The 16,116-nt window shown below is 60.3% G+C and carries 14 protein-coding genes; 12 read left to right on the top strand and 2 right to left on the bottom strand.

Going from position 1 to position 16,116, the window contains the following annotated elements; translation table 11 throughout:
* Positions 1-57 precede the first annotated feature (57 nt).
* From IPK17_RS26350 to IPK17_RS26325, 6 genes are all read left to right on the top strand, one after another.
* Positions 58-1,398 carry an L-fucose/L-arabinose isomerase family protein gene (locus tag IPK17_RS26350; protein ID WP_343420672.1) on the top strand — a complete coding sequence of 447 codons (1,341 nt, stop codon included), beginning with the start codon at positions 58-60 and terminating at the stop codon, positions 1,396-1,398.
* 51 nt (positions 1,399-1,449) lie between these two features.
* The gene (locus IPK17_RS26345; RefSeq protein ID WP_343420671.1) at positions 1,450-2,733 is read left to right on the top strand and encodes an ABC transporter substrate-binding protein; all 1,284 of its coding nucleotides are present in this window, start codon (positions 1,450-1,452) and stop codon (positions 2,731-2,733) included.
* Positions 2,734-2,805: 72 nt separating this feature from the next.
* Complete coding sequence (locus tag IPK17_RS26340; protein ID WP_343420670.1) at positions 2,806-3,861, top strand: carbohydrate ABC transporter permease; 1,056 nt, start codon at positions 2,806-2,808, stop codon at positions 3,859-3,861.
* A 12-nt stretch (positions 3,862-3,873) separates the two neighbouring features.
* Positions 3,874-4,926 carry a carbohydrate ABC transporter permease gene (locus tag IPK17_RS26335; protein ID WP_343420669.1) on the top strand — a complete coding sequence of 351 codons (1,053 nt, stop codon included), beginning with the start codon at positions 3,874-3,876 and terminating at the stop codon, positions 4,924-4,926.
* Positions 4,927-4,939: 13 nt separating this feature from the next.
* Positions 4,940-5,605, top strand: coding sequence for a transaldolase family protein (locus IPK17_RS26330; protein ID WP_343420668.1), 666 nt, complete (start codon positions 4,940-4,942; stop codon positions 5,603-5,605).
* Positions 5,606-5,670: 65 nt separating this feature from the next.
* On the top strand, positions 5,671-7,104 hold the full coding sequence (locus tag IPK17_RS26325; RefSeq protein ID WP_343420667.1) for a family 4 glycosyl hydrolase: 1,434 nt from the start codon (positions 5,671-5,673) through the stop codon (positions 7,102-7,104).
* 117 nt (positions 7,105-7,221) lie between these two features.
* On the opposite strand, the gene IPK17_RS26320 is transcribed toward IPK17_RS26325, so the two are convergent.
* Positions 7,222-8,700 carry an NAD-dependent succinate-semialdehyde dehydrogenase gene (locus IPK17_RS26320; RefSeq protein WP_343420666.1) on the bottom strand — a complete coding sequence of 493 codons (1,479 nt, stop codon included), beginning with the start codon at positions 8,698-8,700 and terminating at the stop codon, positions 7,222-7,224.
* Positions 8,701-8,812: 112 nt separating this feature from the next.
* Here IPK17_RS26320 and IPK17_RS26315 point away from each other — a divergent pair, with 112 nt between their 5' ends.
* From IPK17_RS26315 to IPK17_RS26300, 4 genes are all read left to right on the top strand, one after another.
* The gene (locus IPK17_RS26315) at positions 8,813-10,081 is read left to right on the top strand and encodes a lactate racemase domain-containing protein (protein WP_343420665.1); all 1,269 of its coding nucleotides are present in this window, start codon (positions 8,813-8,815) and stop codon (positions 10,079-10,081) included.
* A 239-nt stretch (positions 10,082-10,320) separates the two neighbouring features.
* Positions 10,321-11,709 (top strand): TIM-barrel domain-containing protein, encoded by a 1,389-nt coding sequence (locus IPK17_RS26310; RefSeq protein ID WP_343420664.1) that lies wholly within the window; start codon positions 10,321-10,323, stop codon positions 11,707-11,709.
* The gene (locus tag IPK17_RS26305) at positions 11,615-12,445 is read left to right on the top strand and encodes a TIM-barrel domain-containing protein (RefSeq protein ID WP_343420663.1); all 831 of its coding nucleotides are present in this window, start codon (positions 11,615-11,617) and stop codon (positions 12,443-12,445) included. Before IPK17_RS26310 ends, IPK17_RS26305 begins: the two co-directional genes overlap by 95 nt.
* Positions 12,442-13,155, top strand: a complete 714-nt coding sequence (locus tag IPK17_RS26300; RefSeq protein WP_343420662.1) for a sulfite exporter TauE/SafE family protein — start codon at positions 12,442-12,444, stop codon at positions 13,153-13,155. The genes IPK17_RS26305 and IPK17_RS26300 overlap by 4 nt, the downstream gene beginning before the upstream one ends.
* Positions 13,156-13,159: 4 nt before the next feature.
* Here IPK17_RS26300 and IPK17_RS26295 read toward each other — a convergent pair whose 3' ends face one another.
* The gene (locus tag IPK17_RS26295) at positions 13,160-13,780 is read right to left on the bottom strand and encodes a LuxR C-terminal-related transcriptional regulator (RefSeq protein ID WP_343420661.1); all 621 of its coding nucleotides are present in this window, start codon (positions 13,778-13,780) and stop codon (positions 13,160-13,162) included.
* Between the two features lie 209 nt (positions 13,781-13,989).
* On the opposite strand from IPK17_RS26295, the gene IPK17_RS26290 reads away from it, so the two are divergent.
* Together IPK17_RS26290 and phaC are read left to right on the top strand one after the other, a co-directional pair.
* Entirely contained in the window at positions 13,990-15,021 is a 1,032-nt protein-coding gene (locus IPK17_RS26290) for a poly(R)-hydroxyalkanoic acid synthase subunit PhaE (RefSeq protein WP_343420660.1), read from the top strand.
* Positions 15,018-16,115, top strand: a complete 1,098-nt coding sequence (gene phaC / locus IPK17_RS26285) for a class III poly(R)-hydroxyalkanoic acid synthase subunit PhaC (protein WP_343420659.1) — start codon at positions 15,018-15,020, stop codon at positions 16,113-16,115. Before IPK17_RS26290 ends, phaC begins: the two co-directional genes overlap by 4 nt.
* Position 16,116: the final 1 nt, after the last annotated feature.

Genomic DNA, 16,116 nt, shown 5'->3' with positions numbered 1-16,116 from the left:
TCACGTCCTAAGACATAATCCGCTGATGATTTTCAGTAATTATTGTGAAAAGAGCTTATGGGTAAACTCGGTTTCATTTCGATCATCCGCACGACGTTTGATGTTCCTCTCGCCGAAGAGATGACGCAGCGCGCGCGGGCGGCACTCACTGCCGCTGGCCACACCCTTCTTGGACAAGCTGAAGCCGTTACGACCCTTGAACAGGCCGCCGCCGCCGCGGAAGACCTCGCTGCGCTGCAACCCGATTTGCTGATCGTCTTTCAGGCGACCTTTGCCGACAGCACGATGGTCATGGCGCTCGTACACACCGTCGATGCGCCGCTGCTGTTGTGGGCAGTGCCCGAAGAGCACACAGGCGGACGCTTACGCCTCAATTCACTGTGCGGCATCAACCTCGGTGGGCACGCGCTGACCCGCGCGCGCTATCGCTATGGCACGATCTACGCCGCCCCCGAAGATCCGGCGGCACTCAGCAAGGTTGAGCGGTACACCCGAGCGGCGGTCGCCCGACGTGAACTGCGCACGGCACGGATCGGACGCGTGGGTGAAAACCCGGCGGGCTTTGACACCTGCCTGATGGATGTCGTCGACCTCAAGGCGCGTTTTGGCGTCGATATTGTGCAGATCGACCTGCAAAATGAGGCGTTTGTCGAGGCGCGCGCCGCCGATCCTGAGCTCGTGCAGGCCGCGGCGGATCGGCTCGCGACCCGCGTCACCGGACTTGGCGAACTTGATCAAACGGCCGTCAAAGGCACGCTCGGCGCCTATGTCACACTGCAAGACCGCGCCCGCCGCGATAACCTGAGCGGCTACGCGGTGCGCTGCTGGCCGGAATTCTTCACTGAACTCGGCTGCGCGGCCTGTGGCGCCATGTCCATGCTGAATGATGAGCAAACCCCGTCGAGCTGCGAAGCCGACGTCAACGGCACGATCACGAGCCTGATGCTGCAAGCTTTGAGCGGTGAACCCGCGTTCGGCAGCGATGTCGTCTCGCTGGACCAAGAGCGGGATGCGTTGGTCTTGTGGCACTGTGGCCTTGCGCCGCTCTCGATGGCGGACACCGAAGGCGACGAAGCGCCCGGAACGACGATTCACAGTAACCGTAAGCTGCCACTGCTCATGCAGTTCCCGCTCAAGCCCGGCATTGTGACCATCGCCCGCCTCAGCGAAGCGACCGGCGAATACCGACTGGTCGTCGGGCGCGGCGAGGTGGTGCGCGCGCCCCGCGCTTTCTCTGGCACGACGGGCTTAGTGCGCGTTGACGGCGGTTCGCAGCACGCATTGGATACGATTCTCACCGAAGGACTAGAACATCACATCTCAATCACCTATGGCGACTACACCGCAGAATTAGTGATTTTGGCGAATATGCTGGGCTTGCCAGTTCTACAACTGTAAACCGCAGTTGTTTCTGGATCGTTGTTGCAATTTATTGAGGAGTTGTTACCCATGAAGAAGTTTGGAGTACTTGTAGTTTTGGCGCTCCTGATCGTTGGAGTGCTGGGCGTGCAGGCGCAGGACGTTGTTGAGCTGCGTATCGCATGGTACGACGACGGCAACGAAGGCACCGTGCTGCGCGACTTGCTGGATCGGTTCGAAGCCGAGAACCCGGATATCAAGGTGATCGTGGATACTGTTCCCTACCAGACCATCCTCGATCAACTGCCGCTGCAGGTCGAAGCCGGTGAAGCGCCCGACATGGCGCGTGTGACGGCGGGCGAACGCTATCGTGGTTTCTACCTCGATCTGCGTCCGTACGTGGCCGACCCGGCCTACTGGGATGCGAGCTTCCCGGCGGCCGTTCTTCAGTGGCTGCGCGAACCCGGTGAGGAAAGCGACGCCCTGTATGGCTTCCCGAATCAGTTCACGGTGACCGGGCCGTTCATCAATCGCACCCTGTTCGAACAGGCGGGTGTGGACGTGCCGAGCGACAGCAGCGATGCCGTCACCTGGCAAGAGTGGACGGACGCCGCCGCCGCCGTCGCGGAAGCGACGGGCGTGAACGCCATCGCCATTGACCGCAGCGGTCACCGTGTGGCTGGCCCCGCGTTCAGCTCTGGCGCGACCTTCTTCGCCGAAGATGGCACCGTCACGATTGACACCCCCGGCTTCCGCACCTTCGCGCAGCTCCTGCTCGACTGGCACACCAACAGCCTGACCCCCGCGGAAATCTGGGTCGGTTCGGGTGGCACGTATGCAGCGGGCGCGCCGTTCTTCATCAGCGGCGAACTGGCGGTCTATATGTCCGGTAGCTGGCAAATTAGCAACTTCGCTACGAATATCGGCGACGCGTTTGACTGGGAAGCAGTGCCAAACCCGACGGGTGAGGGCGGCAGCACGGGCATGCCCGGTGGTACGGCGTTCGTCGCGTTCGCACAGACCGAACACCCCGAAGAAGTCGCGCGCGTCATGGATTATCTGGCAAGCGCGGATGTGTACCGTGAATTCTCAGAACGGACGCTGTTCATCCCTGCTCACCAGAATCTCGGTGAACTGAATTACCAGACCGAACTGCCCGCCGCGCAGCAGTCGCTGCAGGTGTTCGCTGCCGAAGCGCTCAAACTGAGCGATCAGGCATATCGGCTCCAGTATGAGGGGCAGGCGTTCGCGATCAACAACCCGATTCGCGACCGGTTGACGCAGGCCATTACGGGCGAACTGACGCTGGACGACGCAATTGCGCGCATTCAGGAAGATGTGGATGCAGCGCTGGCAGCGGCGGCGGCTAGCTAAGATCACCCAGTGGGGCAAGGGTTGCGCCTTGCCCCACTCCTCTCACCGCCCTCCAAGTTCAGGATAGAGCGTATGGCTTCAACTGCCCGCGCATCCGACCGCCGACCGCACCGGCCCGGGTTTTCACTGCGCACACTCTTCAGTCCGATCACATGGCTGCTCGGTCAGCTGTATCAGGTCATCATCAACGTGGTCGACTTCCTCATGCACCCGCTGCAAAACGCGGTGGGCGTGCGCGGCATGGCCTATATTTTTGTGCTGCCCAACTTATTGATTTTTGCGATCTTCATCCTCCTCCCCATGCTGCTCAACTTTTACTATGCCTTTACGGGTGGGACGAATTTGTTCCCCGAACAGCGCCCGTATGTGGGGTTGGAGAATCTGAATACGCTGTTCACCTGCGGCAATTTCCTTGACCCGAATACCTGCCGCGCCGATATCTTCTGGCGTGCCATGATGAACACGGGCGGCTATGTGGTCGCGCAGGTGGCTTTGACGATTTTACTTTCGCTCATCTCCGCGCTGGCACTCAACAAAGGGATGATCGGGCGCGGGTTTTTTCGCAGCGCCTTCTTCTATCCCGTGCTGCTCTCGCCCGTCGTCGTGGCGCTCATCTGGAAATGGATTTTGCAGCAGGATGGCCTGCTCAACGCGCTGATCGTCGGTTTAGGCGGTGATCGCCAACCATTCCTGCTCACTGCGCAGTGGGCACAGGCGTGGGTCGTCGTGATCAGCGTGTGGGCGCAGATGGGCTTCTACACGCTGATTCTGCTGGCGGGTGTACAGGCCATCCCCGGCGAACTGTACGAGGCGGCGTCGATTGACGGTGCGAACCCGTGGCAGTCGTTCCGCAGTATCACGCTGCCCATGCTCATGCCGACCATGTTCGTCGTGGTCGTGCTCTCGCTGATCCGGGCGGTGCAAATCTTCGATCAGGTGTTTGCGTTTACGGGTGGCGGTCCCGGCACTGCGACCACTTACATGGTGCAGTACATCTACACGATTGGCTTTGCCAACCAGCAGAACCAGTATGGTTTAGCATCGGCGGCCTCGCTGGTGATGGCCTTCATCTTGCTGCTGCTCACCGCCGTGCAATTGTGGCTTGGTCGCCGCAGCGAAGCGACGTAAGGGGAAACTTTGATGAGAATGGTGCTCGATTACCTCACCAACACCCGCGGACGCAAGCGCCTGAGCTACAGCGATTTGCTGACGTATCTCTACCTCATGCTCGGCACGTTGATGATGTTCGGTCCGGTCGTGTGGCTGGTGCTGTCGTCATTCAAGTCGCAGACTGAGATTCTGAGCTTTCCGCCGCGCTTGCTGCCGTACCAGCAGGAAACGGTGACTGTCGATGGTTACGCCGATCCGTTGGCGCTCTACAACGTCACCATGGAGGATGGCACGACGCGTCAGCTCGCGCAGGTGCGCCGCGTGGGCATTGAAGCCCAGATGGTCGACCCGGCCAACCCGACTGAAGTGATTCGCGTGCCCATCGCCAACCGCACACCGATAGAATATGTGTATTTCGGGTTGGAGAACTATCAGGCCGGGATCACCAGCTTCGATTTTGCCCGCTATCTGTGGAACAGCGTGATCGTCACCGTAGTGGCGACATTCCTAACCTTGCTGATCAACAGTATGGCGGCGTTTGCGTTGAGCAAGTATCAATTCCGTGGGCGGGACACGATCATGTTTATGACGATTGGCACGTTGATGGTGCCGCTGTCCGTCATATTGATCCCCGTTTTCCTCGTGATCACGCGCATTGGTTGGAATAATAACCTGTTGGGAGTGATCATCCCCGCGGCGGCGACCCCGACCGGCGTGTTCCTGCTGCGCCAGTACATGCTGACCATCCCGGACGAGCTGATCGACTCGGCGCGCATCGATGGGGCGAGCGAGTGGCGCATCTATTTGCAGATCATCCTGCCGTTGGCGCGCCCGGCGCTCGCCGTGCTGACGATTTTCTCAGTCATGTGGCGCTGGAACGATTTCCTGTGGCCGCTCATCGTGTTGAGCCGCAACGAGTTGTTTACGCTGCAAATTGGGCTGCGGTCGTTCCAGGGGGAACTCAACGTGCAGTGGAATCTGGTGCTGGCGATGACGGTGCTCACGCTGCTGCCGATCACGCTGGTGTTCGCTTTCTTGCAGAAGTACATCACGAGTGGGATTGCCACCACCGGGATGAAATAGGGGAGTAGGTCAAGTGAAATTCTTTCTCGACAGCGCAATTACCGACGAAATTCGCTACGCGATTGACATGTGGGATATTGACGGGGTAACGACGAATCCGCGCCATGTGCAGGCGTCGGGCAAGCCGTTCATGCGCGTGATTCAGGAGATCGGCGAGATGTTCGCCGGAACGGATAAACCTGTCTCCGTGCAGACCAACCCGCACAACCACAGCGATTATCAGGCGATTGTAGACGAGGGGCGCAAGCTGGCCAAGCTGTCACCGAACTTCGTGATCAAGATGCCGTGCACCGAGCATGGCTTTAAGGCGTGCAAAGTCCTCAAAGAGGAGGGGATCCGCGCCAATCTGACGCTGTGTTTCTCGCCCGTGCAGGGTTTGCAGGCCATGCGGATGGGCGCGCATCTCGTGTCGCCGTTCATTGCGTGGAAAGAGGGTAATGGCGAAGACACGGATGTCTTCATCCAAGACCTCGTATCGATCCGCAACAACGCCTTCTACGAGACGGAAATCCTCGTGGCGGCAGTGCGCAATGGCCGCCAGATTGCCTTTGCGGGCGCGATTGGCGCGGATATCGTCACGACCAGCTTTGATGTGTACAAAGAAGCCTTCGCCCACCCCTATACCGATCTCGGTCTGGGGCGCTTTCAGGGCTTCTGGGACAAGACCCCTTACGAATAATCCTCCAGTACTCGTTACGTCGAGGCGCACGCCCGTGCGCCTCTTTGATGATAGGACACTCCAAAATGGCTGTTAAACTTCCAAAAATTGTCATGATCGGCGCGGGCAGCGCCATTTTCGGTTTGGGCGCGCTGGCGCGCATTATGGGCTCGTCGCGGCTGCGCGGGTCGGAACTCGCGCTCGTAGACACCAACGAAGAGGGCTTGCGCACGATGGTCGCGCTGGCCAACAAGATGAATCAGGCGTGGGACGCGGGCATGACCATCACCAGTTCGACCGAGCGCACTGAAGTGATGGCGGGCGCAGATTTCGTCATCGTGTCGATTCAGGTGGGGCAACGCGAAAAAGTCTGGGAGATGGACTGGCAGATTCCGCTGCGGCATGGCGTGCGTCAGCCCTACGCCGAGAATGGCGGCCCCGGCGCGTTCTCGCACACCGCGCGCAACCTCCCGCCGATTGTCGAGATCGCCCGCGACATGGAACGCTTGTGCCCGAACGCGTGGTATTTCAACCTGACCAATCCCCTCATTCGCCTGAGCTACGCGGTACACCGTTACACCAACGTCAAGGTGCTCGGCCTGTGCCACCAACTGCTGTGGGGCTACGCGATGGCGGCGGCCATTCTCGCGGATCGCTGGGACATCCCGATTCCCGAGCACTTCCACGTTCACACCGATGCCGACAACATGCCGAATTTCATCCCGGTGGCGATGGCGGCGCTCGAACACCTCGACATCAAGGCGGCGGGGATCAATCACTTCTCGTGGGTGTACGACATCCGCGATAAGCACACGGGCGAAGACCTATACCCGCTTCTGCGCGAACGCTGGCTGCACAGCTATCGCAAAGACTTTGAGCCGCTTTCGCGCGAAATCTTCCAGATCTTCGGCATGATGCCGACGGCGGGGGACAGCCACATGTGCGAATACCTCAACGTGGTCAGCGATCCGATCACCAAGCCGTGGGACAAGTACGAGCTGAAGCTGCAAAGTTGGGAAGGCAACCGCCGCCGCCGCGCCGCCCGTTGGGAACTGGCACATGCGATAGTTGACGGCAAGATGGACGTGAATGAACTCAAGAACCTGCGCCGCTTCTCGATTCTCGAAGAACCCGTTCCGGAGATCATCGAGGCGCTGGTCTACAACGACAACTACTACGCCCACCAGTTGAATATTCCCAACAACGGCGGTCTGATCCCGAACCTGCCCGCCGATGCGATCATCGAAGTCCCCGGCGTGATCTCCGGCATGGGCATTCAAGGCTTGAACTTCCCGGCGCTGCCCGAAGGGATTGCCGAGCTGTGCCGCCGTGAGCTGAATCGCAGCAAGATCGTGGTCGAAGCCGCGGCGACGGGGGACCGGGATCTCGCGCTGCAAGCGCTGTTCCTCGATCCGATGGTCACCGATATCGATCAGGCACGGGCGATTCTCGACGATATTCTGAAGGATTTCGCAGAGTATCTGCCGCAGTTCCACCGGGATAAAGAATTTGTAGTATAGACGACGAAGTTGTGTGTTTGTGTGTAGGGGCAGACCTATGTGTCTGCCCGTTCGTCGAGGGCGCACACACAGGTGCGCCCCTACATGTGTTCAGGAAATCGTCTAGCAAAATAGTGGCTACAACCCCAGCGACAGGTACTTGACTTCGAGATACTCGTCAATGCCGACCGCGCCGCCTTCGCGACCTAAACCGCTCTGCTTGACCCCGCCGAAAGGTGCTTGGGCAACGGACGGCAGCGCGTCGTTCGCGCCGATGATGCCGAATTCCAGCTTTTCGGCGACGCGCATGACGCGGCTGACATCGCGCGTATAGAAGTAGCTCGCCAAGCCGAACGGTGTACCGTTAGCTTGGGCGAGCACTTCGTCTTCGGTGTCAAACGGGATGAGCGGCGCGACCGGGCCGAACGTCTCTTCCTGCGCGACCAGCATATCCGACGAGGCATTGCGGATGACGGTGGGCGTCCAGAACGTACCTGACGGGTTTTCCGGGTAGGGCAGACCACCAAGCATGATGTCCGCGCCGTGCGCCTTCGCGTCGGAGACATGACGCTCGATCTTCTCCCGCGCGGGTAGGTCGATCAGCGGCCCGATCACCGTGTCCGGCAGCAGACCGTTGCCGACCTTCATCGCCGATGTCTTGGCGGCGAACAGATCGGCGAACTGGTCGTAAATGCCGCGCTGCACGAAAATGCGGTTGGCGCACACGCAGGTTTGCCCGGCGTTGCGGAACTTCGAGGCGATCGCGCCTGTCACCGCGGCGGACAAATCCGCGTCGTCGAACACGATGAACGGCGCGTTGCCGCCAAGTTCCAGCGACATGCGTTTGACGGTCGCCGCCGAGTTGCGAATCAGGATTTTGCCGACTTCAGTCGACCCGGTGAACGAGACTTTGCGCACGCGGTCGTCCGCGAAGATCGTATCCGAGAAGGGAAGGGGGTCGCTGGCGGCGAGGATGTTGACGACACCTGCTGGGAAGCCGACTTCCTGGAAGATGCGCCCGAGTTCAAGCGCGCTGAGCGGCGTTTGCTCGGCGGGCTTGCAGATCGCAGTGCAGCCCGCGGCGAGTGCCGGGCCAAGCTTGCGCGTGAGCATGGCTGCCGGGAAGTTCCACGGCGTGATCAGCGCCACGACGCCAACCGCCTGCCGGAAGACGAAAATGCGCTTGTTCGGCGCGGAATTGTGGACGATATCTCCGTAGATGCGTTCAGCTTCACCCGCGAACCACGTCAGGAAGCTGGCGGCATACGCGATCTCGCCGCGCGATTCCGTCATCGGCTTGCCTTGCTCCAGCGTCATGATCGTCGCCAAGCGTTCACGGCGTTCCAGCATGAGCGCAGCGGCTTTCCGCAGCAGATCCGCGCGGGTGGCGGCGGGCGTCGCCATCCAACCGGGGAGCGCGGCATACGCGGCATCGACAGCAGCCAGTGTGTCACTCGCGCCCGCATCGGGGACGCTGAGCAGGAGGTCGCCCGTCGCCGGGTTGGTCACGTCGAAGACTTTGCCGTTCGCCGCCGCGCGAAATTCGCCGTTGATCAAATTGCCGTACTGGACCCCATCGAGCATCTGATGGGTGATTTGAGCCAAATCAAGCTGCATTTTGCACTCCTGAATAAGGATTCGTTCCGGTGTTATAATCGGGACTTTAGGCATAAGTTTAGCGCAAGTTGCAAGGCATAAACATGACGAGGCTATTACAGTGGGTGCCCCCATGGTGATCGCGCAGCAGGCTGCGCCGGGGCAGGTGCTGACGAATGTCGTCATCCGCGAAACGGTGTATGCCGGGTTGGCCGGCAAGTTCACAGGCGCGAAGGTGCTGGCACTGATCCCCGACCACACGCGGACGATTCCGCTGCCCACGCTGTTCCCGCTGATCGTCGATGCGCTGCGCGACACCCGCCAGCTTGACTTCATGGTCGCGCTCGGCACGCACTTGCCGATGACTGATGACGCCATTCACCACCTGCTCGGCATCACTGCCGGCCAGCGCGCCACCCTGTACAAGCATATCGGCCTGCTCAATCACGACTGGCAGAACCCCGATGCGCTCGTAGAGATTGGTACTATCACGCAGGATCAGGTTAAGGCGCTGGCCGGGGACGTGTGGCATCCGTCGCTCGGCGGTGACGTACCGATCCGCATCAACCGCCGCATCCGCGACTATGACCGTATCCTCATCATCGGACCGACCTTTCCGCACGAAGTCATTGGCTTCTCCGGTGGCGCGAAATACCTGTTCCCCGGCATTTCCGGCGCGGAGATGATCAATGTGACGCACTGGCTCGGCGCATTGATGACGATCCTCAACATCATCGGCATCAAAGACACGCCGGTGCGCCGGATGGTCCATGCGGCGGCGGCGCTCGTGCCCACGCCGATCACGCTGCTGAGTCTGGTGGTCGTCAGCCACGGCGAGCAGAAAGACGCGCTCGCGGGGCTGTTTATTGGCGATCACGAGAGTGCGTGGTCAGCCGCCGCCGATCTGTCGTCGGAGCGGCACATCACGTGGCTGGACCAGCCGTTGGATCGCGTGCTGTCGTATCCGCACACCATGTACGATGAGTTGTGGACGGCGGCCAAAGCCATGTACAAGCTCGACCCGGCGGTGCGCGACGGCGGCGAGATCATTGTGTATGCGCCGCATTTGGCGACGGTCAGCCATGTGCATGGCCAGTCCATCTTTGAGGCGGGCTATCACGTGCGCGACTACTACCTGCAACAGTGGGAGCGGTTCAAGCACATTCCGCTTGGTGTGCTGGCGCACGGCACGCATCTACGCGGCAGCGGCACTTTTGTGAATGGGCTCGAGCATGGGCGCATCCAGGTGACGCTGGCGACCGCCATCTCGCGGGCTGACACGGAACGGTTGTCGCTCGGCTACGCTGACCTAGCGAGCATCGACCCGCGCGATTTCGAAGGCGCTGGTCAGCTCTATGTGCCCAAGTCGGGCGAAATGCTGTACCGGGTACGGCCAACGTAAGAACAGCGCCCGCGCTGTCTGTTCACCGAGGATAAGGCGTGAAGGTGGTTAAGAACCCCTCACCCCCAACCCCTCTCCCACGCAAGCGGGGAGAGGGGCGGAATTGCGAGCAGTGTTGTCTCCCCTCCCTGAATTCGGGGAGGGGCCGGGGGTGGGGTCGGAGTCTGACCAATACACCATGCCTCGTCCCGACTTATACCGACCTTTCTATTCAAACCTACCTAGCGATTTGGATACTTATGCGCCTCACAACGGTTCACAAAGTTACCCCGACCACCAACCCGCTCGAATTCATCGGCGAACGCGGCGAACGCTTGATCCTCAACGTCATCGATCACCATATCATCCGCGTGCGCCTCTATCCGGAAGGTCAGCCGCGCCTTGACCGCACATGGATGATCGGCGCGCACGGCGAATTTCCGCGTGAGGGGCTGCATCGCGACGCGATCCCGTCGCTGCCACTCGATCAACTCTCCATTCACCGTGATGGCGATACGGCTACGCTCAAAACGGATGCGCTGAAGGTCGTCATCCACCTCGACGATCTGCGCCTCGAATGGTTTAGGACGACGGGTGAACGCTTCGCCGCCGATCACAAAGGCCGGGCGTACACCTATGACCGCACCGGGCGCGCGATCTATCACTACATGGAGCGGCGGAGCGACGAGCATTATTACGGCTTTGGGGAAACGGCAGGCCCGCTCGACAAATACGGACAGCGCATCACGCTCAAACCGCTCGACGCCGCCGATTACAACGCCGAAACGGGTGATCCGCTGTACAAGCATTATCCGCTTTACATCACCAACCAACCGGAGCGCGGCCACGTCTACGGCCTGATCTACGACAATCTCGCCATCACGACGTTTGACATGGGCAAGGAACTGGACGCCTTCTGGGGCAGCTATCACTACTACAGCGCGCAGGATGGCGACCTTGACTACTACCTGATCCATGGGCGAAACATCCCAGAAATCACGCGGACGTTTGCGCGGCTGACGGGTTACCCGGCACCCTTCCCGGACTGGTCGCTCGGCTATCTCGGCTCGACCATGAAATACACCGAAGCCCCCGATGCGCAGGAACAGCTCAAGGAATTTGTCGATAAGTGTCAGGAATTCGACATCCCGTGCAGTATGTTCCACCTGTCGTCCGGCTACAGCACCGATCCGGAAGGGCGGCGCAATGTCTTCACATGGAATCGCTCGCGCGTACCCGATCCCGCCGCGATGACCACGTATTTCCACGATGCAGGGATCAAGGTGGCGGCGAACATCAAGCCGCACCTGCTGACCACGCACCCCAATTTTGAGGAAGTGAGACAGATTGGCGGTTTTATCAAGGACCCGGACACGGGCGGACCGGCGCTGACCATGATGTGGAGTGCGGGCGACGGCGAGAGCGCGTACGGCGCGTACATCGACTTCACCAGCGAGGCGGGCTACAACTGGTGGAAGGCGAAAGTCACCGAGCAGCTTCTCGCCTACGGCGTCGACGCGATGTGGAACGACAACAACGAATTCGGCCTGTGGGATGACGACGCAATCTGTGACGGGTTTCGGTCAGCCATTTCGCCTCGGCTTAGGTCGCCCGCTGCAGACGCTGCTCATGGCGCGGGCGTCCTATGAGGCGATTCAGGAATACAAACCCGACGAAACCCCATTCGTGCTCACGCGCTCGGCCTGCCCCGGCGTGCAGCGTTACGCGCAGACGTGGTCGGGTGACAACTACACCTCGTGGCACACGCTCAAATGGAATATCCCCATGGGCACAGGCATGAGCCTGTCCGGTTTTCCCAACGTCGGGCACGATGTCGGCGGGTTTCACGGGCCGCTCCCCGATCCGGAATTGTTCCTTCGTTGGGTACAGGCGGGCATCTTCATGCCGCGCTTCGCCATTCACTCGTGGAAGGCAGGCGGGAACGTCAACGAGCCGTGGATGTATCCCGAAGTACTGCCGGGCATCCGCAAGGCGATCAAACTGCGCTACCAGCTCATCCCGTATCTCAATTCGTTGATGCAGGCGAGCGCCGCCAGCGGTCAACCGTACGTCACCCCGGTGCTGCTGGAAGACTTGAGCGCCGACGCGCTAAACGCGAATTTCGAATATCTGCTGGGCGACGAACTGCTCATCGCCCCCGTTTACGAGCCGGAAGCACGGACACGGCGGATTTATTTGCCGTGCAATCATTATTGGCGGGACCTCTATACCGGCGAATGGCACAGCGGCGGGCAGACCATCGACGTGCCTGCGCCTCTGGAGTACATCCCCGTGTTTGCACGGGGACCCGAGATAATTTATGAACGTCCGTCCCTCACCGACTTTGAGCGCCGCTGGAACATCGACTTCAAAGGTGCGGTGTGAGCGCACTCGTCATCGCCGTCATCGTCTACTTCGCGATTCTCACGCAGGCGATCAGCGGGTCGGGCTTGGCGCTGGTCGCCATGCCGCTGCTGATCGGCGTGCTGCCCACGCTGGAAGCGGCCACGCTCGTCTCCCTCATGTCGATCACCACGCAGGTGATCATGCTGATGCGCTACTACCGCGCACTGACCTTTCATGGCCTGTGGCGCTTGGTCGCCGGCGCGCTCGTTGGCATTCCGATTGGCATCCTCGCGCTCTCGCACCTTGACCAGCGGCTTATTCTCACCGTGTTGGGCATCATCCTGATCGGGTATTCGCTCTACGGCCTGTTCGCGCCCAAAATCCCGCCGATCAAGAACGCGAACTGGGCCTATGCCTTCGGTTTAATCTCCGGGCTGCTGCACGGCGCTTACAACACCGGCGGCCCGCCGTATGTGATCTACGGCGTGAGCCAGCAGTGGTCGCCGCCGCAGTTCAAGTGCAATCTGCAGGTTCTGTTGATGGTCAACACTTCGAGCGTGGTGGTCGCGCACATTGCCGCCGGGCATGTGACGGTCGATGTGCTCGGTAATTACCTGATCGCACTGCCGATGATTCTGCTCGGCGCGTTCACGGGGTTCATTCTGGATCGCTACATTGATGACAAGGTATTCCGCAAAATCGTGCTGGTCGTGCTGCTGGTGATCGGCGTGAAGATGCTGCTGCCGTGAGCGGCTATTCGAACGAGGAGCGGTGCTTGAAGAACCAGATCGTCGCCTCGGTGCGGTTGTTCACGCCGAGTTTGGCGAAAATGCTCTTGATGTGAAAGCCGACCGTGTTGCGGCTGATGACCAACTGCTCGGAGATCTCCGAATTGGTCAGGCCGGAGGCGATGCACGAAAGGACTTCCAGTTCGCGCTGCGAGAGTTCATCTTTCTTGGCGGGCTGTTTGAACAGGGGCTGCGCGATCTTCGGGTAGATCAATTGGCCCTGCGCCACCTGCCGGATGGAGTCGAGAATCTGGCGGAAGGGCTGCGACTTGAAGACGTAGCCTTCCGCGCCGCGCTGCATGGCCGAGCGGATCTCGTGGATGTCTTCGCAGCCGCTGAGGATAAGCACGCGCGCGGTCACATTGCGCCGCCGCAGTTCGTCGAGCACGAGCAGACCGGGGTCGGGCATGAGCAGGTCGAGCACGATCACATCGACGCGTAGGCTGGCGACGAGCGCGAGCAGGGCGGCACGCGTGTCCGCCGTACCGGCGACCACGATGTCAGGGGTGTGGGCGAGAAGTTGGGCAAAGCCTTCTAAGAATACGGGGTGGTCGTCCATCAGGGCGACATAAATCTTCTCGTCCATAAGCCTAACTGTTTTTGACCCTACATCTTTGGGTGGGCATGCCGCTACCTGAATGCGGGTTGCTGCGGTTGGTATCGCGCCGTATGCTCAAAATCAGCGATTTGTGTGTTTGATACCAATGTCAATATAGCTTAGACTAGCCACGTTTGCCAGCAGATGGTATCACTGAGGGCAGCGTGACCTTTTAGACTTATTCAGGAACAAATAGTATGGATTGGCAGGCGCAGAACGCCGCGCTCTTGAAGATTTGGGGAGACGCGCAGACGCAGATGTTCGATGCGTGGGGACGCATCGCGCAGCAGGCTCAAGCTCCCTTTTACCGCAACACTTCCCCATTTGCGTCGGCCATGCTTGACGCCTCGACCGACGCAATTCGGCAGGGGATTCGCGCCATGGCCTTTGACGCTGATCCCACTGCCCGCGAGGCCGCCGAAAAGTTGTTTATCAGCCAGACGAGCGTCGTCCGCTTGCTGGAGATGACACTGCGCATCTGGGGCAGTCTGCTCCCCGTGCTCGAAGCGGGCGGTGACTGGCACTTTGCCCTCCGTGAACAGATGAACTGGGTGAAGACGCAGACGCTGCAGGCGGCGACGCAGGGCCTGCACACCGCCGGGACGTATCAGCAGTTGTGGACGGCCTTTCTCGAAGACAGCCAATCGTTTGGCAAACCGTGGATGGAAGATCGCGAGAAGGTCGCCAACGGGAATGGCGCGTCCGGCGAGATGGCGTGGGAAGCGTACCAGAAAACGTTCGGCGAGCTGGTGACGCTGCCGACGGCGCTCTGGACGCGCGACATTGACGACGGCCTACGCCTTGCCTTTGCCGCCTGGATTGACATGCAGCAGGCGCTCTATGACTACAATGCCATCCTCTCGGAGACGTGGTGCGCCGCCTTCGAACAGTTCATGTTTGATCTGGTGCGCCTCCTCGAATCAGGTGAAATGCTGGAAAGTGTGCGCGATCTGCTCAATCGGTGGAGCGCAGTCGCCGATAACAGCTTCAAGCAGTCCTTCCTGACCGAGAACTACATTCGCGTGCAGTCGCGGCTCGTGCAAACGATCATCGAGTACCGCAAGCGCCAGCAGGCCGTCAACGAACGCTTCATGCAGATGTTTGACCTGCCGACGCGCACCGAGATCGACGAGGCGCACCGCCGCATCCACGAACTGCGCAAAGAAATGCGCGAACTCAAACGCGAGTTAGCCGCGCTCAAGGCGCAGTTGAAGGGAGCCGCCGAATGATCCCCGAATTCCCACTCGCGCTGTCCTCCGAACAGATCGCCGCTGAATTGGTCGAGATGAGCCGCCGCGCCGCTGACGGGGTACGCGCGCTCAGTCAAGTTCGCACCGAGGACGTGCTGGTTGGCATCACGCCGAAAACCGCCGTGTATCATGATGACCTAGTGACGCTCTTCCGCTACACGCCGCGCGTCGCCGCGCCGATGCAACCCCCGGTGCTCATCACCTACGCGCTGGTCAACCGACCATACATGATCGATTTGCAGGAGGATCGCTCGCTGGTGCGCGGGCTGCTCGACCTTGGCCTCGACGTGTATCTCATCGACTGGGGCTACCCGCAGCGCAACGACCGCTGGCTGTCGCTGGACGATTACATCAACGGCTACATGAACGACTGCGTTGACTACCTGCGGCAGTCGCTCAAGATTGAGCAGATCAACCTGATCGGAATCTGTCAGGGCGGCACATTCAGCCTGTGCTATACCGCGCTTAACCCGCACAAGATCGCCAACCTGATCACGATGGTCGCTCCGGTCGATTGCCACGTCGCGGACGGGCTGCTCAACCTGTGGATGGGCGCGAGCGGCAGCATGCCGACGATTCAGCCGGAGAAGATGGTCGAGGCGCTCGGCAACATCCCCGGCGATGTGATGAATTTCGGCTTTTTGATGCTCAAACCGTTCGAACTGGGGCTCCAAAAATACCTGTCGCTGCTGGACACGCTGGACGACACGGCCCATTCGACCAACTTTCTCCGCATGGAAAAGTGGATTTTCGACAGCCCCGATCAGGCGGGGGCGGCGTGGGCAGAATTTGTGCGCCACTTCTACATCGAAAACGGGCTGATTAAGGGGCAGATCGCGATTGGTGAGCAGCGTGTCGACCTTCAGCAGATCACGATGCCCGTGCTGAACGTGTACGCCGAGAAAGATCATCTGGTGCCGCCGAAGTCGAGTCAGGCGCTGGCGCGAGCAGTGACCAGTACTGACTATACCGAAGTCTCATTTCCGGTCGGGCATATCGGCATGTATGTGAGCGCGCGCGTGCAGCAGCAGCTTCCGCAGGCCATTGTTGACTGGCTCAAGGCGAGGAACTAAC

Source organism: Candidatus Flexifilum breve, assembly GCF_016713355.1.
This window is presented reverse-complemented; position numbering and strand designations above follow the sequence as displayed.